Raw genomic sequence first — 21,860 nt, 5'->3', positions numbered from 1 at the left:
CGCCCGTCACGGGCGCCGCGGGAGATCGATCACTGCACGCGGGGCAGCACTTCGAACTGGTGGAAGGGCGGCGGCGAGGGCAAGGTCCACTCCAGCGTGGTCGCACCTGCACCCCACGGATTGTCGCCAGCCGGCACCTTCTTCATGAAGGCGTCGAGCACGCAGTAGAGGAAGATCAGCACGCCGAAGCCGGAGATGTAGGAGCCGACCGACGAGACCAGGTTCCAGCCCGCGAACGCGTCGGGATAGTCGACGTAGCGGCGCGGCATGCCCGACAGGCCGAGGAAGTGCTGCGGGAAGAACACCAGGTTGACGCCAATGAAGGTGACCCAGAAGTGCGCCTTCGCGAGCGTCTCGCTGTACATGTAGCCCGACATCTTCGGGAACCAGTAGTACCAGCCGGCGAAGATTCCGAACACCGCGCCGAGCGACAGCACGTAGTGGAAGTGGGCGACAACGTAATAGGTCTCCTGCAGCACGCGGTCGACGCCGGCATTCGCCAGCACGACGCCGGTGACGCCGCCGACCGTGAACAGGAAGATGAAGCCCACCGCCCAGATCATCGGGGCCCGGAATTCAATCGAGCCGCCCCACATCGTGGCGATCCACGAGAAGATCTTCACGCCGGTCGGAACCGCGATCACCATCGTCGCGGCGACGAAATAGGCCTGCGTCGCGCTGGACATGCCGACCGTGTACATGTGGTGCGCCCACACCACGAAGCCGATGCCGCCGATCGCGACCATGGCGTAGGCCATGCCGAGATAGCCGAACACGGGCTTGCGCGAGAAGGTGGAGATGATCTGGCTGACCATGCCGAAAGCCGGCAGGATCAGGATGTACACTTCGGGGTGGCCGAAGAACCAGAACAGATGCTGGAACAGCACGGGGTCGCCGCCGCCTTCGGGGTTGAAGAACGTCGTGTGGAAGTTGCGGTCGGTGAGCAGCATGGTGATCGCACCGGCAAGCACCGGCAGCGACAACAGCAGCAGGAACACCGTCACCAGGATCGACCACACGAACAGCGGCATCTTGTGCAGGGTCATGCCCGGCGCGCGCATGTTGAAGATCGTGGTGATGAAGTTGATGGCGCCGAGGATCGAGGAGGCGCCCGCCAGATGCAGCGACAGGATCGCGAAGTCGACGGCCGGGCCCGGATGGCCCGAGCTCGACAGCGGCACGTACATGGTCCAGCCGGCGCCGACGCCGTTGGCACCCGGCTCGCCCTCGACGAAGGTCGACATCAGGAGCAGGGCGAAGGAGGCCGGCAGCAGCCAGAACGAGATGTTGTTCATGCGCGGGAACGCCATGTCGGGCGCGCCGATCATCAGCGGCACGAACCAGTTGCCGAAGCCGCCGATCATCGCGGGCATGACCATGAAGAAGATCATGATCAGGCCGTGAGAGGTCACGAACACGTTATAGGTGTGCGTCTCGTGGAAGATCTGCACGCCCGGATACATCAGCTCGGCACGGATCGCGATCGACATCGCGGCGCCGATGACGCCGGCGATGACCGCGAAGATCAGGTACATCGTGCCGATGTCCTTGTGGTTGGTCGAATAGACGTAGCGGCGCCATCCGGTCGGATGGGCATGCTCGTCATGTCCGTGGGCGTGATCGCCGTGTGCCGCTGCGCTCGTTGCCATTTTCAAATCCTGCCTTGCGTCCCAATCGGACCTCTGGAGGTCCCGCCCTTATGTCGCTTTCAGTCCCTTAGAGCCGTCACCCGACGCTTACTGCGTCGGGCCGGCCGCGGAGGCGTAGGTGCTGGTGCCGCCGCTCGCAAATTTCTTCTTTGCCGTCTCGACCCAGGAGGCGAACTCCTGGTCATTCACGACGCGAATCGCGATCGGCATGAAGGCGTGGTCCTTGCCGCAGAGCTCCGAGCACTGGCCGTAGAACATGCCGGTCTTGGTCGCCTTGAACCAGGTTTCGTTCAGTCGGCCCGGAATGGCGTCGATCTTGACGCCGAAAGCCGGCAGCGCGAAGGCGTGGATGACGTCGGCGCCGGTGACCTGGACACGAATCACCTTGTTGACGGGCACCACCATCTCGTTGTCGACGCCGAGCAGGCGGGGCTGCTTGTCCTGCGCCATCAGCGAGTCGAACTCGAACTTGCCGTTGTCCGGGTAGGCATAGGACCAGTACCACTGCTTGCCGGTCGCCTTGATGGTGATATCCGCCTTCGGCACGTCGAGCTCGAGGAACAGAAGCCGGAACGACGGCACCGAGATGCCGACGAGGATCAGCACCGGAACCAGCGTCCAGGCCACCTCAATCAGCGTGTTGTGGGTGGTCCGCGACGGCACCGGATTGGCCCGCGCGTTGAACTTGACGACCACGACCACGAGCAGCGCCAGGACGAACAGCGTGATCAGCGTGATCAGCACGAACAGGAAGTTGTGGAACCAGACGATGTTGTCCATCACCGGCGAGCCGGACTCCTGAAGCGTCCATTCCCAGGGCTTCGGCTGCCCGAGCTCGGCAAATGCCGCACCGCCCGTCGCCAGCGTCAGACCCGCCACGGCCAATCCCAGCAAGTGCCGGCCCACCGGGCCCATCGACATCCTCATGCCGTTCGCGCTCCCCTTACGAAATCACCCCAAGTGCGCTCCCCCTGTTTGCGGGAAACGCTTATTCGATCCGCCCGCCTGACAAACCGCCGCGCAAGAATACCTCTAAGAGGAATTGGGGCCAGATCGCTAGAACGCCGAAATCAAGCCTCTCAAACCATAATTTTTGATCTATCGCAATGCAGTCTTGAGCCCCGTCTGCCAGCGATCACCCGCAAGATATTTCCTAGTAAGATCAGACAAAAATACCGTTTGCCGGGATGCTGCCGCTTGACAGCGGAATTGCCCGCGGTAGGCACTGACAGATGGCCGCGCAGGAACCTGATTCGTGCGGGCGGCGGCGGCGCGAGGCGGCGTGGAATTTGCTTGGGAATCGCCTTCAAGGCGCCGTCATTCCCGTATCAGTCCGCCAGATTAGTCCGCCAAGCGCGAGCGAGGAAGGCGAGCAGAGGGACCGACCCGATGGGGCTTTCGAAATCGATGGCAGGGCTGGCTATGGCAAGGCTGGCTAGAAGGCAGATGACCCGCCTTTCGGCGCTCGCCAGCCTGCTGGCCGCGCTCGTCCTTCTGGCACTCCCCGGCCTCGCCCATGCGCAGGGCGCAGTCCGCTCCGTCCATGGCGACTGGCAGATCCGCTGCGACACCCCACCGGGCGCCCAGACCGAGCAATGCGCCCTGATCCAGAGCGTGGTAGCCGAAGACCGCTCCAATGCCGGCCTGACCGTCATCGTGCTGAAGACCGCCGACCAGAAGAGCCGCCTGATGCGCGTGGTCGCGCCGCTCGGTGTCCTGCTGCCCTCCGGCCTCGGCCTCAAGCTCGACAACCAGGACGTCGGCCGCGCCGGCTTCGTCCGTTGCCTGCCCAATGGCTGCGTCGCCGAGGTCGTCATGGACGACAAGCTGCTCGGCCAGCTCCGCGCCGCCAAGACCGCCACCTTCATCATCTTCGAGACCCCGGAAGAAGGCATCGGCTTCCCGCTCAGCCTGAACGGGCTCGGCGAGGGCTATGACAAGCTGCCGTAGGGAAGCTGGCTGGGTCCCCGATAGTGGGGCACGCGGGTGCATCCTCGCGGCTGTTTCGCCCGAGCTTTGCTTCATCTCCCACCCTCTAAAGCCAAGAGGGCGCAGGGAAGGCCGGGTGCCAGCTGGCACCCGCGGTCCGCTGCGCGAATAATGCGCAAAAGAGACCGCACAGCAGCATACAGGTGTCGCCGATCACTCGGCCTTCCCTGCGCGATGGTCGGACGGCTTATGCCGTGCTCTCCCGGGAGCCGAACTTTCCTTCTGGCCTCCCTCGCCCCGCGAATTGGATGATGCAGTCTGCCCGGTTGGGCTCACTCGCACCTCCGCGGATAGCTTGACCGTAGCAACGACGGCCAGGACCACACGGTTTTGCCGTACGCGCGGCCCGCCATTTCGCCGCAGTTTTTCTAGGCCCCGTCGACGAAGCCGGAAACTTACAGACGAGACGAAGCCTAGCAGCGCCGCTCGTCCGCACGAAGCCTCGGGCTCACAGGGACTACCCGCCCTGCCCGCACCTCTCATGCCGACGCTGCCGCGTCCACCGCATCCCCGGCTCGCGACAGTGACGACACATAGTCGCCCCCCTTGGGTGAGCCGGGATAACGGCGCTTATATGATATTCCGAAATTCTTGTAAAGCGAATTTTTCGTACGTATCACCAAGATTGATGTTAATCATTGAAACGACGCTCAGAACGGAGGCCATCAACAAGCAAACTTACGTCGGACTCCCATTGCCGGATCTGCTCGCGAGGATCACTCTCAGCTGCCACGATAGGCACTGGGACACCGAGATTTTTAAGAGTTTCAAGGGCGGCATCTGCATAGTAACGAGCAGTCACAGCGCCCCATTTTAAGGCCGAACGATACGCCGCTTCTGCATTCTCGATGGCTTTCTTCTTTTCCCCAAGCACCTGCCATAGCTCGGCCATCGCCACAGCGGCCCTTACGGTATTGACCACTATTTCATCCGCTTGACTTCGCCCATCGAACTCCTCGCCAGCGAGTATCTTAGCTAAAATCAGACGCGCTTCACAGTAGGAGCTTCTAAGACCGTTCTGCCTATACATCGCTAAAGCACGAGAAAAATGTTCGATCGCTTGGCCAGGCTCCTTCCGCTCCAGGTACCAGCCTCCTCGAATCTCATGAAGAGCTCTCACCATCCTGCGATTACCTCCTCGCTTTGATATCTCTTCCGCTTTGGAGATCGCCTCTTCCGTGAGCTTTCCTCGATAGAACAGGTCTCGCGCGCGTTCCCCCTCTGCATCACCGGGTCTGTAGTTCCCCGAGGTCCAATCTCTGCCAAGGGACTCTATCTCCGTCCAAAGGTCGTCGGCTAATTGCCAGTCCGACCTAATGACCAAAGAGGTGTACTCCTTGAGCTTGGACATGAAGACCAACTCTGGGTCTTGGGAGGCTTTCGCTAAATTCATGGCAAGCGAGCGGAGTCGCTCGATATCAGCGGCTCCGGTCTCCACATCGAAGGTGCCGCTAAAGCCAACAATGGAGACGTAGAGACAATTTATCATTCGTTTTTGAATACTTAGAGAAATCGCTCTCTCAAATAGTTCTCTCGATCGTTCTTCGGATATGGGTGAGATCGAGGCGGCTGCGAGATTTAGAATGTACCAGCGCTCCTCTGATTCATTTAGTTTAGGATCGCAGTCCCATCCATCAGCAAAGAAACCCTCCGCCAGCGAAAGCAACTCTGCAAAGGCACCCAAGTTGAAATATAGGGCGTTAGCCAATTCTCCCTGAAGAGCGTAGAACGCTTCCGAATATCGACGCATTCTCAAGTACGTGCTCACGACTTGGATGCCGTCAGCCACCGCTTCGAGGGTTTCGGCGTGCTCCCACGGATCATGTTGTTTGCGAGTAAAATGGTCGACTACAGATAATCCAAGCTGATGAGTTTCCCGTTCGTCGATTCGAGCAACCGCAACGCCACGAACCACGGGATGCAGATCATATCTCTTTTCGAGAGAATCATACTGCACCAAACCACGTTTCTCGAGATTTCGAAGAATGCTGGCGACGTCGCGTCGATCGACGCCTCCCTCGACGATTGTCGAGTTATCGCTCTGCCCAGCTAGTATCGCTCCGCCGCCAGACGCGTGAACCAAGGCCTCAATGGTTCGGAAATCGACAGCTCCTTGGAGGATTGAGAGGAGATGCAACAACTGCCGACTCTTTGTGTCCAAAGCGGCCATAGCAGCTAACAAGATGTGATTTTGTCGCTTGACGAGGTCCAGTTCGCTCAGCTTGAGCGCCATCCCTCCATTCTGGTCTCGAACCCAGCGATCGAAATTGCCACGATCGTACGGATAGTCATTAATGAGACCGGCAAGAGCCCCCACCACAAGCGGATGGCAATCACAGTTGTGTTGAAGAAAGGCTCGAATTTCTTCCGAATTGCCTTTGACGCCGCACCTTCTGATCAGCGCCTCCGCGTCGGCCGGACGCAGCCCACGCAATATTTCCCGTCGTACGCCCGGGACGGCCATTTGAGAGGAATTGATCAGAACTCGCGGCGTAAGCCGTGATGACACGAGAATCTTTGAAGGTGAAGCTGCTGCGAGTTGACGTAGGAGTTCGCCGTCCTCAATTCGAATGGCCGCGCAAGGATCGCGGCTCGCAATGTGATCAACTTCCAAGCCCGCAACAGAGTCAATTAGCTGCGCGGCATCATGCCTATGATAAGCAACCAGAACGCGCTCCAAACCATCAAGCACCAAAAGCCACGGACGCTGTTGCAATGTTCTGAGAAGATATTCGACGAGCGCTTCGGGCCCTAACCTCCTGATCTGCTCGACAGGCCTCTGTGTCATGTATCCGAGCGCTTGGCAGCAAAAGTCCGCCATCACAGCGCCTTTCTCATAGAAGGAGTACCAGAACAGCCCCGCCCAATCAGATCTCGCGATCTGTGCATGCTTGGTCGTCCACTCCCACGTAAGCATGCTCTTCCCAGATCCCCCTATGGCTTCTAAGAGAAGCATAGGGTTTGGATCAGCAGCTGCGCACCAGTCTGACAGCGTTTGCAATTCGGATTCTCGCCCGACAAAATCGTGGGAGCCAAGATATCTTGGCAGCGCCGCGAGGAACGGTGGTCTGGGCAGTGGTGCGTGCCCAGCGCTATTGGGCTGGGAGTCCGGCTCGGCGTTTTCTCCACCAGGGAAAGCGTGGTGTCGAGCTGGCTCGGCCCCCGGTTCGCTTGGAAACGGGGCTCGTTGGGACGGTCGTGAAGCCGGCTTCAGAAAATCCGAGAGTGCCAAACGCGCCTCTGGCTCTGCCAACCCGTGCAGATCACAGCGCTTCAAGGGGGCAAATAGAGTAGGCGGCTCGCATGGCTCAATAAAAACTGGAATCAAGAAGTTCGGTCGAGTTGTCGTCGCTGCCCACTGGGCCGCACGGCGCTCCCAACTCGAATAGGGAGCCTTAAGGTAGGCTTCGCTCACAACACAAAGGATATGGTTGGCGCTGTTGTGTCGCTCTTCCATCCATTGAGAAATGTCGCCTCCTGCTGATATCTCCCACTCATGGAGTCGAGGATTGTGCCCCAACTGTTCAAGTTCCTGCCCGATCCAAAAAGCCCATTTGCGGTCTTTGGACGTATAACTGACAAAGATGTCGGCCACGTCTTCCCCCGAAATTGATCGTCGCCTACGCCCGCGCAACTTTCTAGTGAAAACAGTATCTTAAAGGCCGCGCTGCACGCAACGGGCGGGCCCGATTTATCCCACAACCGCTCTGTTCGGGGGGAGCGAGCGAATCTCCTCCCGTCAGCCGTGTCCGGATTTATTGCCGCGTCGCTCCTAACCGTCGGAGATGCTAAGATCGCGCGGTTCTAAAAGACGGAATTTGATTGAGGGGCGGGATGGCAACGAAGCCGCGGAAGGCTCGGCTGATGCTGGAGACGGCGCGAGATATGAACGCGAGCGGCCCGCCAACGAAAGTGCTTACAGAAGATCATGAAGCATCACAAAAGATCGAGATTCGGTTCGCTGACATTGCCTTGCGAGCGCCTCCATGCCGGTAGAGTCCCCGGAGCGGTCCGGCACGATCAAGCCAGCCCCAATCCTATCGTTTCCGTAATGTGACGCCCCGCCCCCTCGCGGAACCGGTCCGAAACCATTATCTTGCCCTACATCTTCCGCTAATGGACGGACGCATGACAAATCCTGCCACGACCTCCCTGCTCGACCGCGCCAATCTCGACCGCGACCAGGTTCGCCACGAGGTCGCGCGCGGGCTTTCCGGTGCCGACGATGGTGAGCTGTTCCTGGAGTACAGCCAGACTGAAGCGCTGATGTTCGACAATGGGCGGCTGAAGCAGGCGACCTACGACACCTCGCAAGGGTTTGGCTTACGCGCGGTCAAGGATGATGCGGTCGGCTACGCCCACTCCTCCGACGTCTCGCTGCCGGCGCTAATTCGTGCCGCCGACGCAGTCGCGGCCGTACGCGGCGGCTATTCCGGCAGCTTCGCCGCGCCGCCGGCGCACACCAATGTGCGCCTTTACGGCGATGACAACCCGCTCGATGCCCCGGGCTTCGAGACCAAGGTAAAACTGCTCGCCGAGATCGACGCTTATCTGCGCGACAAGGATCCGCGGGTGCGGCAGGTCAGCGTCAGCCTGGGTGCGACCTGGCAGGTCGTCGAGATTCTGCGGCCCGACGGCGAGAGCTATCGCGACATCCGCCCGCTCGTGCGCGTGAACATTTCCGTCGTTGCCGGCCAGGGCGACCGCCAGGAGAGCGGCAGCAAGGGTTATGGCGGCCGCGCCGGCTATGCCGAATTCATCGAGAGCAAGAACTGGCGCGATGCGGCCGACGGCGCGTTGCGCGAGGCCTTGGTCAATCTGGAATCGATCCCCGCCCCCGCCGGCGAAATGGACGTCGTGTTAGGGGCCGGCTGGCCCGGCGTGATGCTGCATGAAGCGGTCGGCCACGGCCTCGAAGGCGACTTCAACCGCAAGAAGACGTCGGCATTTGCCGGCCTGATGGGCCAGCAGGTCGCGGCCAAGGGCGTCACCGTGGTCGATGACGGTACCATGGCCTCGCGCCGCGGCTCGCTGTCGATCGACGACGAGGGCACGCCGACCAATCGCACCGTGTTGATCGAGGACGGCGTCCTGGTCGGCTACATGCAGGACCGCCAGAACGCGCGGCTGATGAACATGAAGCCGACCGGCAACGGCCGTCGCCAGGGCTATGCCCACGTGCCGATGCCGCGCATGACCAACACCTACATGCTCGCAGGCGACCGCGATCCGGCCGAGATCCTCGCCTCGGTGAAGAACGGCGTCTTCGCTGCGAATTTCGGCGGCGGCCAGGTGGACATCACCTCGGGCAAGTACGTGTTCCAGTGCACCGAGGCCTACAAGATCGAGAACGGCAAGCTGGGCGCGCCGCTGAAGGGCGCCATGCTGATCGGCAACGGGCCGACCGACCTGCATCGCATCCGCATGATCGGCAACGACCTTGCGCTCGATACCGGCATCGGCACCTGCGGCAAGAATGGACAGGGCGTGCCTGTCGGCGTCGGCCAGCCGTCGCTGCTGATGGAGCGCATCACGGTGGGTGGAACGGGCGCATGAGCGTGGAAGAAAAGGTCACCGTCACCCCCAAGCGGAAGAGCAGCGGCTGGGGCGGGCAGATCGTTCAGCTCGCCGGCATCGTCGCAGCCGTCTTCATCGCCAAGGGCGCGCTTGCCGAACCGTTCTACGTGCCGTCGGGCTCGATGGAGCCGACGCTGCTGATCGGCGATGCACTGCTCGCCTCGAAATTCCCCTACGGCTACGGCACCTCTTCGCTACCGATCCAGATCAGCCTGCCCGAGAGCGGCCGTGTCTTCGCGGAGACGCCGAAGCAGGGCGACGTCGTCGTATTCCGCTGGCCTGGCGATCGCTCGCAGGCCTGGGTCAAGCGCGTCGTCGGTCTGCCCGGCGATCGCATCCAGATGCGGCAGGGCCAGCTCTTCATCAACGACCGCCCCGCCGAGCTCAAGCCGGACGGCGTTGGCGCGGCCGAGGACGACAATGGCGGCAGCGAGCCCGCCTATCGCTATGTCGAGACGTTGCCGAATGGCGTCTCGCATTTGATCTTCAAGATGCGCGACAACGGTCCGCTCGACAATTCGCCGGAAGTGACGGTGCCGGCCGGCCACCTCTTCGTGCTCGGCGACAACCGCGACAATTCCGCCGACAGCCGCGTGCCGCTGCGGTCCGGCGGCGTCGGACTGTTGCCGATCGACAATCTGATCGGCCGTGCCGATGCAGTGCTCGGCTCCTGGGATCTCGGCATACGCGGCCAGCCGGTTTACACTTGGCTCTCCGGCTTCCGGCTCGGCCGGTTCTTCACAGCCGTGCATTGAGCCGCCTCATCGCGCGATGAACCGTGACGAATTCCTCGCGCTCGCGCTGAGAAATCCCGTCAACGTCACGATCATCGACGAGCTGGCGCGGCTCGATCTGCCGGATGCATGGCTGGTCTCGGGATGCCTGGTGCAGACCGTATGGAACGTGCTCACCGGCCGCGCCATCGATCACGGCATCGCCGACTACGACGCGTTCTATTTTGATCCTGATACATCGTGGGAAGCGGAGGATTCGGTCATCCGCAAGCTGCATGCGCGGCTCGGCCATCTCGGCGCCAAGGTCGAGATCCGCAACCAGGCGCGTGTTCATCTGTGGTATCCCGACAAGCACGGCCTGCCCTATCCGCCCCTGAGAAGCTCGAGGGAAGGCATCGACCGCTTCCTCACGCAGAACACGCAAGTCGGGGTCAGGCGCACAGACGATGGCTACGAGGTCTACGCGCCGCACGGGTTCGACGATGTCGCAGGGCTGATCGCGCGGCCCAATCCGGGTCCGAATTTTTCCGTTGCGAACTACGTAGTGAAAGCCGCGCGATGGAAGGCGCTGTGGCCCGAGCTCACGGTGATCGTGGCAGAGTAAGATGCCGTAGGGTGGGCAAAGCGGAGCGTGCCCACGCGCCTGCGCCGTATCTCAGAGATCGTGGGCACGGCGCAAGGGCGCCTTTGCCCACCCTACGGCACCTTGCCTACCGCACCACGCCCGACGTGAATCCCGCCTTCCTTCGCGGCGGCTTGATTTCCTTTTTCAGGAAGCAGCGCGCCTCGCGTCCGGTGTAACCGGGGCGGGCATAGGTGAAGGCACGGCATTTGTTATCGGCGGTGCAGGCGGCCTTGCAGGCCTCTTCGCCCTCGCCGTCCTTCAGCTCGAAATTGCGCAGATCACCACCGGGGCGGTCGATCGACGTCTCCACGCCCTCGACCCGCGGCTCGATCACGCCGGCGCCGCGCACACCCGAGATGCAGCAACTTCCCGGCACCCGCGCCGGCACGGTGTTCTTCAGCCAGCACACCGCCGCGCCGCCCTCGACGTCGGGATAGCTGAAGCTCCACGAGCGGCAGCGGCGGTCGCGCTCGCACAGCAGCGCGCAATCCTCGGGATCGCCCGAGGCGACCGGCGTGCTGAAATAGTCGCCGCCGGGCCGGTCGAACGCAGTCTGGGCGCGCGCCGGCACGCTCACGCATGCGAGCGAAAGCAGCGCGGCGCATGCCACAGCGCTTGCCAGGACTTTTGCCAAGACCTTTGCCATGACGGCGCCGGACAGGCGGCCCTTCCCCATCAGAACAGCTTTCGAGTTATTGACGACGTTCAGGTTTTTTCAGCCGGTCATTTGATCGCCGCAAACCTGTATGGGCGATGAACGGCTGAATCCCTGACCGTCCTAGAACGCGTATTCCGCGTAGGCCGGTTCCACCGAGCCCTTCCAGGGACCGTTGAACTTGTCCAACATTTCCTCGGCCGGCGTCCGGCCGGAATCGATGATGCGGTCGAGCGGCTCCAGATGCCGCGTTTCGTCGCGGCCGAGCTGGTCGATCCGGCCGCGCCGGCGCAGGCCGGCATGCGCCAGAACCAGGCATTCCTTGGCGATCTCGAACAGATAACGGTTCTTGATCCGCGCCTTGAAGCCGAAGCGCGTCACGTCGTCGCGCAGGGCCTGACGCTCGGGCGCGCTCCAGTGCTTGACGATCTCCCAGGCCGCATCGAGCGCGACGTCGTCATAGAGCAGCCCGACCCAGAACGCCGGCAGCGCCGGCAACCGGCCCCACGGGCCGCCGTCGGAGCCGCGCATCTCGAGATAGCGCTTGAGCCGCACTTCCGGGAAAATCGTCGAGAGATGGTTGGCCCAGTCCGACAGCGTCGGACGCTCGCCGGGTAGATTGTTGTTGCGGCCGTCGAAGAACGCGCGGAAAGAGGAGCCCGACACGTCGATGTATTCCTCGCCGCGCTTGACGAAATACATGGGCACGTCGAGCGCGTAGTCGACATAGCGCTCGAACCCCATGCCGTCCTCGAACGCCCACGGCATCATGCCGGAACGCGCATTGTCGGTGTCGCGCCAGATCTCGGAGCGGAAGGAGAGGAAGCCGTTCGGCTTGCCTTCGGTGAACGGCGAATTGGCGAACAAAGCGGTCGCGACCGGCTGCAGCGCGAGCGAGACGCGCAGCTTCTTGACCATGTCGGCTTCGGAGGAGAAGTCGAGATTGGTCTGCACGGTGCAGGTCCGGTACATCATGTCGAGGCCGTATTGGCCGACCTTCGGCATGTAGTTGGTCATGATCTTGTAGCGGCCCTTGGGCATCACCGGGATATCGGCGCGCGACCAGGACGGCGTCATGCCGAGACCGAGGAAGCCGATGCCGAGCGGCGTTGCGATCTCGCGCACCTGTGCAAGATGCGCCATCAGCTCGCTCTGGGTCTGGTGCACGTTCTCGACCGGCGCGCCGGAGAGCTCGAACTGTCCGCCGGGCTCGAGCGAGATCGCACCGCCGCCGGTGACGTCGTAGAGGCCGATGATGTTGCCCTTCTCCATGATCGGCTCCCAGCCGAGCAGGAGCTTCATGCCTTCGAGCAACGCACCGATGCCGCGCGCGCCCTCGTAAGGCACCGGACGGTGGCCCTCGAGCGTGAACGGCGTCTTCTCGTGCTCGGTGCCCATGCGGAATTCGGACGGGTCCTTGCAGCCTTCCTCGAACCACGAAACGAGCTCGTCGCGCGACTGCAGCGGCGTCATATCGATCTGGTCTCGCGCCATATCAAACTCTAATCAAAAGGCGCTTCGATCGAACGCGCGCGGGTGACGGGATGGTCCGCGAACCCACCGGGTGCACGGACGAGCTGGTGTGCCGCGCGATCATCGCGACGGCGAGGTTTCGTTGACGTTGGCGACGGGCGGCAGTTTCATCTCGCCGCACGAGCAGCCCAGGCGGTCGAGCAGACCGCTGAGCTTGACGGCATCGGCATCGGACAGTTTCGAACCGACATATTTCTCGATCGCAGCCGAATAGGCGCCCCACATCCGCTTCTGCAGCTCGCGGCCGGCTTCCGTGATCTCGACGAACTGGCCGCGCTTGTCGATCTTGCATTCGCGCCGCGAGGCGAGGCCCTCGTCGACCAGGCGGTCGATCAGGCGCGAGGTGGAATATTGCGGGATCAGCATCTGCCGTTCGAGTTCCACTGGCCTTAGTTCGCCCGAGGGAGCTCGCGACAATTCGAGCAGCGCGTCATACCATGCCAGCGGCGGGAAGCCGGCCTTCTTCAGATCCTGCTCGACGCAATCGAGCACGCGGCTCTGCACCCGCATCAGGCGGATCCAGGCGGAAGTCGCCTCGGTCGATGGTTTACGTTTCATGGTCCCGCTCAAGCTCGTCGCCCGTCTCTTACCCCATTTGATGCAGCTGCATCAATATTGACTGTTACAAGCAGCTGCAAGTAGTCGTTCTTTCCGCCGAACCAAGCGTCAAGAGGAGGAAATTCCATGAAACTGTACTATTCGCCCGGTGCCTGCTCGCTGTCCCCCCACATCGCGCTCCTGGAAGCCGGCCTGCCCTACGAGCTGGTCAAGGTCGATATCCGGGCCAAGAAGCTCGAAAATGGTGAGGATTATCTGAAGCTGAACCCCAAGGGCCAGGTCCCTGCGCTGGGCCTCGACAGCGGCGAGATCGTGACCGAAGGCCCGGTGATTGTCCAGATGATCGCCGATCAGGCATCAAGCAAGGCGCTGGCGCCCGCCCATGGCAGTTCCGAGCGCTACAAGCTGCTGGAGTGGCTGAATTTCCTCACCTCGGAGGTGCACAAGAGCTTTGGTCCGATGTTCGCGCCGGCCCTGAACGACGAGGCCAAGGCTTTCTTCAAAGATCGCGTCATGGGCAAGCTGAAATACATCGACAGCCAGCTCGCCGGCCGCGACTACCTCATGGGCAAGCAGTTCACGGTCGCCGACGGATATTTGTTCACGATGCTGACCTGGGGCGACCGGATGAAGTTCGACCTCTCGGCGATGCCGAACCTTGCCGCCTACAAGGCCCGCGTCGAGGCGCGGCCGCAGGTGCAGGAAGCGCTGAAGAAGGAAGGCCCCGCGCAGGCGAAATAAGACCCGCGCACGACAGTCGGGACGACGAAGAGCCGGATCGATGATCCGGCTCTTTTGCTTGAAGCGGTCGCGGAAGCCCGGACGTTCGCGATGTCCCGGGCATCAATTTTACGAGCATTGTCGGAGTTAACAATAACTCCGCCTTGTGTGTGCGGCAGAGATCACCATCGTTGTGAGAGCAATCCAGTTGGCTCAATTTCAGCCATGTACCGCGATGCGGCCTGAACTGGGAAGCTCTCGTGACAACCGTACTCCTCCTCTTGCTTGCGAGCACGATCACCGGCTTGGCGGCGGGACTCTTCTTCCGAGTCGGGAGTCTGTTGCTGGTCTCGCCGGCGACCGCGATCCTCGTCGCAACGGTCCTTCAGACCTCGGGCTTTGGATTTTGGACGGGCATTCCCATCGTCGCCGGCTGCCTGATTGCCGGCCAGGTCGCCTATTTGGCGGCGACGCTCTACGTGCACCGAGACGAGCTCTCAATGCAGGACGACGTCGACGGCGACCCAGGCCAGCGCGGCCATCGCCATGTCGATGAAGAGAACGAGTAGCGCCACGCCGACCCAGGAGGGGAGCTTTCTGCGCCGCCGGAAGAGCCTGCGCCGCGGCCACGGCTGCCCCAGCCGCAAGAGGGGGGCGTATCTTACGGCAACGCCGGCTGCGCTGTCTTGAGACACCGTGGGGATCATTGCGGGACACCTTCAATGCTGACGAGCCATCCGACGGATCTTCAGCAAGAGCGGTGCCAGGGCGGAGCGAGCGCGGCTGGACGGGTTTGCAGCGGCGTTTTCTAACCGTTCGACGACTGCAAATAGAAAGGCCGGATCGACGATCCGGCCTTTCCTGTTTCTGCGTAGCCCGGATGGAGCGCAAGCGTAATCCGGGGTGCTCTCGCAAGTTGAAAAACTGGTCCCGGATTTCGCTACGCTCCATCCGGGCTACAGGCTGCTCGTCAGGCCGCCGCCTTCTTCGGCGCGAAGCGGCCGTAGAAGGTCTCGCCCTTCGCCGCCATTTCCTCGAGCAGTTTCGGCGGGGTGAAGCGCGAGCCGTACTTCGCTTCCAGCTTGTGGCAAAGCTCGACGAACTTCTTCGGGCCCATGAAGTCGATATAGGACAGCGTGCCGCCGGTGAACGGCGCGAAGCCGAAGCCGAGGATGGAGCCGACATCCGCTTCGCGCGGATCGGTGATGACGTGATCCTCGACCGTGCGCGCGGCTTCCACCGCCTGCACCACCAGGAAGCGCTGCTTCAGCTCCTCGATATCGAGCGTGTCAGGGTCGAGCTGCTTCGGCTGCAGCGCCGACAGACCCGGCCACAGGCTCTTCTGGCCCTTGCCCTTTTCAGGGTAGTCGTAGAAGCCCTTGCTGTTCTTGCGGCCGAGCCGGCCCTGCTTCTCGACCAACTCCACCATCAGCTTCTTCTGATCGGGATTGATGGCGTTGGGGCCGAGATCGGCCTCCGTCGCCTTCATGATCTTGAGGCCGAGGTCGAGCGCGACTTCGTCGGAGAGCGAGAGCGGGCCGACCGGCATGCCGGCCATCTTGGCGCAGTTCTCGATCATTGCCGGTGGCACGCCCTCGAGGAACATCTCGTTGCCCTCGGCGACGTAGCGGCCGACGCAGCGGTTGGCGAAGAAGCCGCGGGAGTCATTCACGACGATCGGCGTCTTGCCGATCTGGCGGACGTAGTCGAGCGCGGTCGCGAGCGCGAGATCGCCGGTGTTCTTGCCCTTGATGATCTCGACCAGCATCATCTTCTCGACCGGTGAGAAGAAGTGGATGCCGACGAACTTGCCCTGATCCTTGAACGATTCAGCCAGCGAGGTGATCGGCAGCGTCGAGGTGTTCGACGCGAAGATCACGTCCGGCTTCATGTGCTCCTGCGCCTTGGCGAAGGTATCGGCCTTGACCTTGCGATCCTCGAACACCGCCTCGATGACCAGGTCGACGTCCTTCAGCGCCGCATAGTCCGCGGTCGGTGTGATGCGCGCGAGCAGGGCTTCAGCATCGCCGGGCTTGGCGCGGCCCTTCTTGATCTGCTCCTCGATCACCTTCTGCGCATGGGCCTTGCCCTTGTCGGCGCTCTCCTGGTCGCGGTCGATCAGGACGACGTCGAGGCCGGCGCGGGCCGAGACGTAGCCGACGCTGGCGCCCATGAAGCCGGCGCCGATCACGGCGATCTTCTTCACCTTGGTTGCGGGCACGTCCTTCGGACGGCGCGCACCCTTGTTGAGCTCCTGCATCGACAGGAACAGGCTGCGGATCATCGCCGCCGCTTCCTTCGAGCGCAGCACCGAGGTGAAGTAACGCGATTCGACCCGAAGCGCGGCGTCGATCGGCAGCTGCAGGCCTTCATAGACGCAGCTCATGATGGCGCGCGCGGCCGGATAATTGTCGTAAGTCTCGCGGCGATAGATCGCATTGCCGGCCGGGAACATCATCATGCCGGCCTTGGAGAACACCGGGCCGCCGGGCAGCTTAAAACCCTTCTCGTCCCAGGGCGCGATCGCCTTGCCGCCGCCCTTAATCCAGTCCTTTGCCGCCTTGACGAGATCGGCAGCCGGTACGATGGCGTGGATCAGGTTCAGCGCCTTGGCCTTGTCGATCGTGACGGGATCGCCCTTGAGCAGGATCGTCATCGCGTCCTGCGGCGGCACCAGGCGCGGCACGCGCTGCGTACCGCCGGCGCCCGGGAACAGGCCGACCTTGACCTCGGGCAGGCCGAGCCTGGTCTTGGGATTCTCCGCGGCGACGCGATGGTGGCAGCACAGCGTGATTTCGAAACCGCCGCCGAGCGCGAGCCCGTTGATCGCGGCCGCCCACGGCTTGCCGGAGGTTTCGATCGAGCGCAGCACCAGCGAGAAGCGTCGGCTCTGGTCGAACAGCATCTGGTTCGCGGCGGTCTCGCCCTGCTCCTTGAAGACCTTGGCGTAGGCCTGGTTCATGCCCTCGAGCATCGACAGGTCGGCGCCGGCGCAGAACGCTTCCTTGGCCGAGGTGATGACGACGCCCTTCACCGCGGCATCCGCAGTGGTCGCCTTGACGATGGCGTCGAGCTCGTTGGTCGAGGTCTCGTCGAGCACGTTCATCGAACGGCCCGGGATGTCCCAGGTGACGAGCGCGATGCCGTCTGCGTCGGTCTCAACCTTGAAATTCTTGTACGACATGTTGGTTGCTCCTCGGTGCCGCAGCCAATCTCAGGCGCGGCGGTTGATGGGGTCTCGTCCTACCCTCTCCCCTTGTGGGAGAGGGTCCGAGCGAAGCGAGGGGGTGAGGGGTCTGCATCCGCGGAGACAGACCCCTCACCCGGCTCGAACCCGCTCCGCGTGTTCGCGCCACCCTCTCCCACAAGGGGAGAGGGGAGGAAGTTACACCCGCTCGATGATGGTCGCGGTGCCCATGCCGCCGCCGATGCACAGCGTCACCAGGGCGGTCGCCTTGTTGGTGCGCTCGAGCTCGTCGAGCACGGTGCCGAGGATCATCGCGCCGGTCGCGCCGAGCGGATGACCGAGCGCGATGGCGCCGCCATTGACGTTGATCTTGGCGTTGTCGATGTCGAAGGCCTGGATGTAGCGCAGCACGACCGAGGCGAAGGCTTCGTTGAGCTCGAACAAATCAATGTCCGACTTCTTCATGCCGGAGCGCGCGAACAGCTTTTCGGTGACGTCGACCGGACCGGTCAGCATCATCGCCGGCTCCGAGCCGATATTGGCGAACGCGCGGATTTTTGCACGCGGCTTCAGGCCGTATTTGCTACCGGCCTCCTTGCTGCCGAGCAGCACGGCGCCGGCGCCGTCGACGATGCCCGACGAATTGCCGGCGTGGTGCACGTAATTGACCCGCTCGATCTCGGGATGCGACTGCACCGCGACGCCGTCGAAGCCGCCCATCTGCGCCATCATCGTGAACGACGGCTGCAGCTGCGCCAGCGACTGCATCGTCGTCGAGGGACGCATGTGCTCGTCCTTGGCCAGGATGGTGAGGCCGTTGATGTCCTTCACCGGGACGATCGACTTGTCGAAGCGGCCTTCCTCCCAGGACTTCGCCGCACGCTGCTGGCTCTGCACGGCATAGGCATCGACGTCGTCGCGCGAGAAACCGTATTTGGTGGCGATCAGATCAGCCGAGACGCCCTGCGGCATGAAGTAAGCGGGGACTGCCATCGAGGGATCCATCGGCCAGGCGCCGCCGGAGGCGCCGATGCCGACGCGGCTCATCGATTCGGCGCCGCCGCCGATCACCAGCTCATGCTGGCCGCTCATCACCTGCGCGGCGGCAAAGTTCACGGCATCGAGGCCGGAGGCGCAAAAGCGGCTGATCTGCACGCCGGGCACGGCTTCGCCGAGACCGGCTTTAAGCGCCGCAAAGCGCGCGATGTCGGAGCCGGCTTCACCGACCGGATCGACCACGCCGAGGATGACGTCGTCGACGGAATCCTCAGGCAGATTGTTGCGGTCCTTCAGCGCCTTCAGCGGCACGGTCGCGAGCGCGAGCGCCGTGACTTCGTGCAGCGCGCCGTCCGCCTTGCCGCGGCCGCGGGGGGTGCGAACGTGGTCGTAGATGAATGCCTCAGGCATGACGCCCTCCTGATGTGATGTTCAATACGATTGGGAGCAGGCAGCGGAAACAGGCTCAGAACGCTTCCGCCGGCAATTCCATGATGGTGGCGCAGCCGGCCTGGATGCGCGCGAGATTGGCGGCGGTCTCCGGCAGCATCCGCTCCATGAAGAAGCGGCCGGTGACGAGCTTGGTGGAGAGATAGGGCGTCGCCCCGCTCTCGGCAATCTTGGCATTGGTCACCTTGGCCATCTTCGCCCACATGTAGCCGAGCGCGACGAAGCCGAAGAGATGCAGGTAATCGGTTGCGGCTGCGCCGGCATTATCGGGCTTCGCCATCGCGTTCTGCATCAGCCAGGTCGTGGCCTGCTGGAGATGGCCGAGCGAGGCCGAGAGCGGCGCGATGAAGGGCTTTAGCGCCTCGTCGCCGCCGTTCTCCTTGGCGAAGGCCATGACCTCGCCGAAGAAGGCCATGATGGCGCGGCCGCCGTCGCGCGGCAGCTTGCGACCGACGAGGTCGAGCGCCTGGATGCCGTTGGCGCCTTCATAGATCATGGCGATGCGCGCATCGCGCACGAACTGCTCCATGCCCTGCTCGGCGATGTAGCCGTGGCCGCCATACATCTGCTGCGCCTGCACCGCATTGGCAAAACCGTAATCGGTGAGGAAGCCCTTCAGCACCGGCGTCATCAGGCCCATGTGGTCGTCGGCCGCCTGGCGGTCCTTTGGGTCTTCCGAGCGATGGGCGACGTCGCTCTTCAGCGCAGTCCACATCACGAAGGCGCGCGCGGCTTCGTTGAAGGCGCGGATCGAGAGCAGCGTGCGGCGCACGTCGGGATGCACGATGATCGGATCGGCCTGCTTGTCCGGCGCCTTGGCGCCGGTGAGCGCGCGGCCCTGGATGCGCTCGCGGGCGTAGGCGACCGCGTTCTGATAGGCGACCTCGGACTGCGCGAGGCCCTGCACGGCGACGCCGAGCCTCGCCTCGTTCATCATCACGAACATGCCCTGCATGCCCTTGTTCTCTTCGCCGATCAGCCAGCCGGTGGCGCTGTCGTAGTTCATCACGCAGGTGGAATTGCCGTGGATGCCCATCTTGTGCTCGATCGAGCCGCAGACGACGCCGTTGCGGGCACCGACTGAACCATCCGGATTCACAAGGAACTTGGGCACCACGAACAGCGACACGCCCTTGATGCCGGCAGGTGCGCCCTCGATGCGGGCGAGCACGAGATGGATGATGTTGTCGGCAAGGTCGTGCTCGCCGGCCGAGATAAAGATCTTGGTGCCCGTGATCTTGAAGCTGCCGTCGGCCTGGCGCACCGCCTTGGTGCGAAGCATGCCGAGATCGGTGCCGCAATGCGGCTCGGTCAGGTTCATGGTGCCGGTCCATTCGCCGGCAACCATCTTCGGCACGTAGGTCTTCTTCTGCTCGGGTGAACCATGAACGATCAGCGCCGCGGTCGCGCCCATGGTGAGGCCGCCATACATCGAGAACGCCATGTTGGCGGAGATCTGGAATTCGTTGACCGCCTGGCTCAGCGTCACCGGCAGGCCCTGCCCGCCAAACTCGGTCGGCGCCGACAGACCAAGCCAGCCGCCTTCGGCAACCTGCTTGAACGCGTCCTTGAAGCCCTTCGGCGTGGTGACGCTGCCGTCATCGGCACGCTTGCAACCTTCGAGATCGCCGACACGATTGAGCGGTTGCAGCACCTCTTCGGCGAGCTTGGCGGCTTCGCCCAGAATGGCTTCGCGCACATCGCTCGACGCATCGGAGAAGCCGGCGAGGTTGTCGTAGCGGTCGATCTGGAAGACGTCGTTGAGCAGGAAGTTCACGTCTTCGACGGGGGCTTTGTAGATCGGCATGGGGGTCTCCCGGCAATGGGCCTTGGTGATGTCTGTGAGTCCAGCGGCGCAGCCTTGCCCGCGAGCTTAGCGGGTTCTGCAACCTCAGGGCAGGGTCATGATTGGGCGGCCAACTGCTCCGCCATCAGGCGGTGCAGCATGTTGATCGCCTTGAGCGGACGCACCATCACCTTGAAATGCGTGATGCGTCCCTCGGCATCGAAGCTGATGATGTCGACGCCGTTGATCTCGATACCGTCGATCATGGTCTTGAATTCGAGCACGGCGCCGCGCTCGCTGGTCCACTCACCGACATAGGTGAAGCCGGGACCGCCGAGCACCTTCTCGGCGCTGGAGAGGTATTTGAAGGTGATGTCGCGCCCGCGCTGCGGCGAATGCACGACGGGACTTTCGAAGACGGCGTCGGGATTATGCAAGTCCCAAAGCGCGGTGCGGGCTTGAGCCCGATCTTGGGACTTCATGTAGCCGTACCAGGAGTCGAGGCCGGTCATTCCAGGATGCCTCCCTAAAGGCCTTGGCAAAAAACGCGAAAACAACCCCATGCACAGTAGCGTGCTGATTGATTCCGCTGGGTTTTTCGGGTCGGATCTTCAGCCCGTCCCTGAACGCCTCATATGCACATTGACGCATATGCGCCAATGCGCATAAAGTCAAGCGGGTTGGTCGAGGTCGCAGAAGAAGGAGGCCGATCATGGCACTGGGCGACGCAATCCTCGCATGCCTGACGGAACGCCCCATGACGGGCTACGAGCTTGCCAAGACGTTCGACTCCTCGATCGGCTTCTTCTGGAAGGCCGACCACCAGCAGATCTACCGCGAGCTCTCCAAGCTGCGCGACCGCGGCCACATCCAGGGCCGCGAGGTCGTGCAATCGGGCAAGCCCAACAAGCTGGTTTATACGCTCACTCCGGAGGGGCGAACAGCGCTGCGGCACTGGGCCGCGCGACCAAGCACGCCAGCCTCCACCAAGGACGATCTGCTGGTCCGCCTCCATGCGCTCGACAGCATCGACATCGAGCCGCTGCGCACCGATCTGATGGCCCGGCTGGAGCACCATCGCGACCGCCACGCCAATTACGAGCGCATCCTGAAGAAGCGCTTTCCGGAGGGCACGGCGGAGGGCCGGCTCGACCTCGGCAATCTGCTCCTGCTCCGCTTAGGGGCCCGCCACGAACAGATGGTGGCCGATTTCTGCGAAGAGGCGCTCGATGCGCTGTCGGCGATGACCGGCAAGGCCACGGTGGTGCCGCTGGAGGAGAGCAAGCGGGAGAAGGGCTGAGGGGTGGCCCGACCCGACAGGAGACTGTCACCACATTTACCGGTGTCATGCTCCGCGAAAGCGGGGCATCCAGTACTCCGAGGCAGCGCGGCTGGAAGCGA

17 protein-coding genes are annotated in these 21,860 nt (G+C 62.8%); 7 read left to right on the top strand and 10 right to left on the bottom strand.

Annotated elements, in window-relative coordinates; genetic code table 11:
• Nucleotides 1-29: 29 nt before the first annotated feature.
• Nucleotides 30-1,649 (bottom strand): cytochrome c oxidase subunit I, encoded by a 1,620-nt coding sequence (ctaD, locus tag GGD62_RS16875; RefSeq protein WP_018316355.1) that lies wholly within the window; start codon nucleotides 1,647-1,649, stop codon nucleotides 30-32.
• A gap of 87 nt (nucleotides 1,650-1,736) precedes the next feature.
• Nucleotides 1,737-2,576: a cytochrome c oxidase subunit II gene (gene coxB, locus GGD62_RS16870; protein ID WP_018316356.1), complete on the bottom strand. Its 840-nt coding sequence runs from the start codon at nucleotides 2,574-2,576 to the stop codon at nucleotides 1,737-1,739.
• A 480-nt stretch (nucleotides 2,577-3,056) separates the two neighbouring features.
• On the opposite strand from coxB, the gene GGD62_RS16865 reads away from it, so the two are divergent.
• Nucleotides 3,057-3,599: an invasion associated locus B family protein gene (locus GGD62_RS16865; RefSeq protein ID WP_409333948.1), complete on the top strand. Its 543-nt coding sequence runs from the start codon at nucleotides 3,057-3,059 to the stop codon at nucleotides 3,597-3,599.
• 670 nt (nucleotides 3,600-4,269) lie between these two features.
• Here GGD62_RS16865 and GGD62_RS16860 read toward each other — a convergent pair.
• Nucleotides 4,270-7,233: a TIR domain-containing protein gene (locus GGD62_RS16860; RefSeq protein ID WP_183709102.1), complete on the bottom strand. Its 2,964-nt coding sequence runs from the start codon at nucleotides 7,231-7,233 to the stop codon at nucleotides 4,270-4,272.
• A gap of 533 nt (nucleotides 7,234-7,766) precedes the next feature.
• Between GGD62_RS16860 and tldD the strand changes: the two genes are divergently transcribed.
• The 3 genes from tldD to GGD62_RS16845 are packed head-to-tail and all read left to right on the top strand — an operon-like array spanning nucleotide 7,767 to nucleotide 10,553.
• Nucleotides 7,767-9,194 carry a metalloprotease TldD gene (gene tldD, locus GGD62_RS16855; protein ID WP_026201654.1) on the top strand — a complete coding sequence of 476 codons (1,428 nt, stop codon included), beginning with the start codon at nucleotides 7,767-7,769 and terminating at the stop codon, nucleotides 9,192-9,194.
• On the top strand, nucleotides 9,191-9,970 hold the full coding sequence (lepB, locus tag GGD62_RS16850; RefSeq protein ID WP_018316360.1) for a signal peptidase I: 780 nt from the start codon (nucleotides 9,191-9,193) through the stop codon (nucleotides 9,968-9,970). Before tldD ends, lepB begins: the two co-directional genes overlap by 4 nt.
• A 16-nt stretch (nucleotides 9,971-9,986) precedes the next feature.
• On the top strand, nucleotides 9,987-10,553 hold the full coding sequence (locus GGD62_RS16845; RefSeq protein ID WP_183709101.1) for a nucleotidyltransferase family protein: 567 nt from the start codon (nucleotides 9,987-9,989) through the stop codon (nucleotides 10,551-10,553).
• 106 nt (nucleotides 10,554-10,659) lie between these two features.
• On the opposite strand, the gene GGD62_RS16840 is transcribed toward GGD62_RS16845, so the two are convergent.
• From GGD62_RS16840 to GGD62_RS16830, 3 genes are all read right to left on the bottom strand, one after another.
• On the bottom strand, nucleotides 10,660-11,250 hold the full coding sequence (locus tag GGD62_RS16840) for a PAN domain-containing protein (protein WP_018316361.1): 591 nt from the start codon (nucleotides 11,248-11,250) through the stop codon (nucleotides 10,660-10,662).
• A gap of 102 nt (nucleotides 11,251-11,352) precedes the next feature.
• Nucleotides 11,353-12,723, bottom strand: coding sequence for a glutamate--cysteine ligase (locus GGD62_RS16835; RefSeq protein WP_028139831.1), 1,371 nt, complete (start codon nucleotides 12,721-12,723; stop codon nucleotides 11,353-11,355).
• 99 nt (nucleotides 12,724-12,822) lie between these two features.
• On the bottom strand, nucleotides 12,823-13,320 hold the full coding sequence (locus GGD62_RS16830; protein ID WP_063197904.1) for a MarR family winged helix-turn-helix transcriptional regulator: 498 nt from the start codon (nucleotides 13,318-13,320) through the stop codon (nucleotides 12,823-12,825).
• A gap of 126 nt (nucleotides 13,321-13,446) precedes the next feature.
• On the opposite strand from GGD62_RS16830, the gene gstA reads away from it, so the two are divergent.
• Both gstA and GGD62_RS16820 read left to right on the top strand, forming a co-directional pair.
• Nucleotides 13,447-14,061, top strand: coding sequence for a glutathione transferase GstA (gstA, locus tag GGD62_RS16825; protein ID WP_183709100.1), 615 nt, complete (start codon nucleotides 13,447-13,449; stop codon nucleotides 14,059-14,061).
• A 239-nt stretch (nucleotides 14,062-14,300) separates the two neighbouring features.
• A complete protein-coding gene (locus GGD62_RS16820; RefSeq protein ID WP_183709099.1) occupies nucleotides 14,301-14,609 on the top strand; it encodes a hypothetical protein in 309 nt (102 codons plus the stop codon).
• A 401-nt stretch (nucleotides 14,610-15,010) separates the two neighbouring features.
• On the opposite strand, the gene GGD62_RS16815 is transcribed toward GGD62_RS16820, so the two are convergent.
• The 4 genes from GGD62_RS16815 to GGD62_RS16800 form a co-directional block, all read right to left on the bottom strand.
• Nucleotides 15,011-17,224 carry an FAD-dependent oxidoreductase gene (locus GGD62_RS16815; RefSeq protein WP_183709098.1) on the bottom strand — a complete coding sequence of 738 codons (2,214 nt, stop codon included), beginning with the start codon at nucleotides 17,222-17,224 and terminating at the stop codon, nucleotides 15,011-15,013.
• Between the two features lie 201 nt (nucleotides 17,225-17,425).
• Nucleotides 17,426-18,634 carry an acetyl-CoA C-acetyltransferase gene (locus GGD62_RS16810; RefSeq protein WP_183230480.1) on the bottom strand — a complete coding sequence of 403 codons (1,209 nt, stop codon included), beginning with the start codon at nucleotides 18,632-18,634 and terminating at the stop codon, nucleotides 17,426-17,428.
• 55 nt (nucleotides 18,635-18,689) lie between these two features.
• A complete protein-coding gene (locus tag GGD62_RS16805; protein ID WP_092255850.1) occupies nucleotides 18,690-20,480 on the bottom strand; it encodes an acyl-CoA dehydrogenase C-terminal domain-containing protein in 1,791 nt (596 codons plus the stop codon).
• 95 nt (nucleotides 20,481-20,575) lie between these two features.
• The gene (locus GGD62_RS16800) at nucleotides 20,576-20,971 is read right to left on the bottom strand and encodes a nuclear transport factor 2 family protein (RefSeq protein ID WP_183709097.1); all 396 of its coding nucleotides are present in this window, start codon (nucleotides 20,969-20,971) and stop codon (nucleotides 20,576-20,578) included.
• A gap of 200 nt (nucleotides 20,972-21,171) precedes the next feature.
• Here GGD62_RS16800 and GGD62_RS16795 point away from each other — a divergent pair, with 200 nt between their 5' ends.
• Entirely contained in the window at nucleotides 21,172-21,759 is a 588-nt protein-coding gene (locus GGD62_RS16795; protein WP_018316369.1) for a PadR family transcriptional regulator, read from the top strand.
• The last annotated feature ends 101 nt before the right edge of the window (nucleotides 21,760-21,860 follow it).

Origin of the sequence: Bradyrhizobium sp. ERR14, assembly GCF_014198235.1 — a bacterium.
Taxonomy (GTDB): domain Bacteria; phylum Pseudomonadota; class Alphaproteobacteria; order Rhizobiales; family Xanthobacteraceae; genus Bradyrhizobium.
The sequence above is the reverse complement of the archived record's forward strand: the minus strand, read 5'-3'. Positions and strand labels throughout refer to the sequence as shown.

What these genes read in the sequence shown, in the direction of transcription:
- gstA (WP_183709100.1), top strand. Translation starts at nt 13,447, where the DNA reads ATGAAACTGTACTATTCGCCCGGTGCCTGCTCGCTGTCCCCCCACATC.
- lepB (WP_018316360.1), top strand. Translation starts at nt 9,191, where the DNA reads ATGAGCGTGGAAGAAAAGGTCACCGTCACCCCCAAGCGGAAGAGCAGC.
- GGD62_RS16840 (WP_018316361.1), bottom strand. Translation starts at nt 11,250, where the DNA reads ATGGGGAAGGGCCGCCTGTCCGGCGCCGTCATGGCAAAGGTCTTGGCA.
- GGD62_RS16830 (WP_063197904.1), bottom strand. Translation starts at nt 13,320, where the DNA reads ATGAAACGTAAACCATCGACCGAGGCGACTTCCGCCTGGATCCGCCTG.
- coxB (WP_018316356.1), bottom strand. Translation starts at nt 2,576, where the DNA reads ATGAGGATGTCGATGGGCCCGGTGGGCCGGCACTTGCTGGGATTGGCC.
- tldD (WP_026201654.1), top strand. Translation starts at nt 7,767, where the DNA reads ATGACAAATCCTGCCACGACCTCCCTGCTCGACCGCGCCAATCTCGAC.
- GGD62_RS16805 (WP_092255850.1), bottom strand. Translation starts at nt 20,480, where the DNA reads ATGCCGATCTACAAAGCCCCCGTCGAAGACGTGAACTTCCTGCTCAAC.
- GGD62_RS16810 (WP_183230480.1), bottom strand. Translation starts at nt 18,634, where the DNA reads ATGCCTGAGGCATTCATCTACGACCACGTTCGCACCCCCCGCGGCCGC.
- GGD62_RS16800 (WP_183709097.1), bottom strand. Translation starts at nt 20,971, where the DNA reads ATGACCGGCCTCGACTCCTGGTACGGCTACATGAAGTCCCAAGATCGG.
- GGD62_RS16845 (WP_183709101.1), top strand. Translation starts at nt 9,987, where the DNA reads ATGAACCGTGACGAATTCCTCGCGCTCGCGCTGAGAAATCCCGTCAAC.
- GGD62_RS16815 (WP_183709098.1), bottom strand. Translation starts at nt 17,224, where the DNA reads ATGTCGTACAAGAATTTCAAGGTTGAGACCGACGCAGACGGCATCGCG.
- GGD62_RS16795 (WP_018316369.1), top strand. Translation starts at nt 21,172, where the DNA reads ATGGCACTGGGCGACGCAATCCTCGCATGCCTGACGGAACGCCCCATG.
- GGD62_RS16865 (WP_409333948.1), top strand. Translation starts at nt 3,057, where the DNA reads ATGGCAGGGCTGGCTATGGCAAGGCTGGCTAGAAGGCAGATGACCCGC.
- ctaD (WP_018316355.1), bottom strand. Translation starts at nt 1,649, where the DNA reads ATGGCAACGAGCGCAGCGGCACACGGCGATCACGCCCACGGACATGAC.
- GGD62_RS16835 (WP_028139831.1), bottom strand. Translation starts at nt 12,723, where the DNA reads ATGGCGCGAGACCAGATCGATATGACGCCGCTGCAGTCGCGCGACGAG.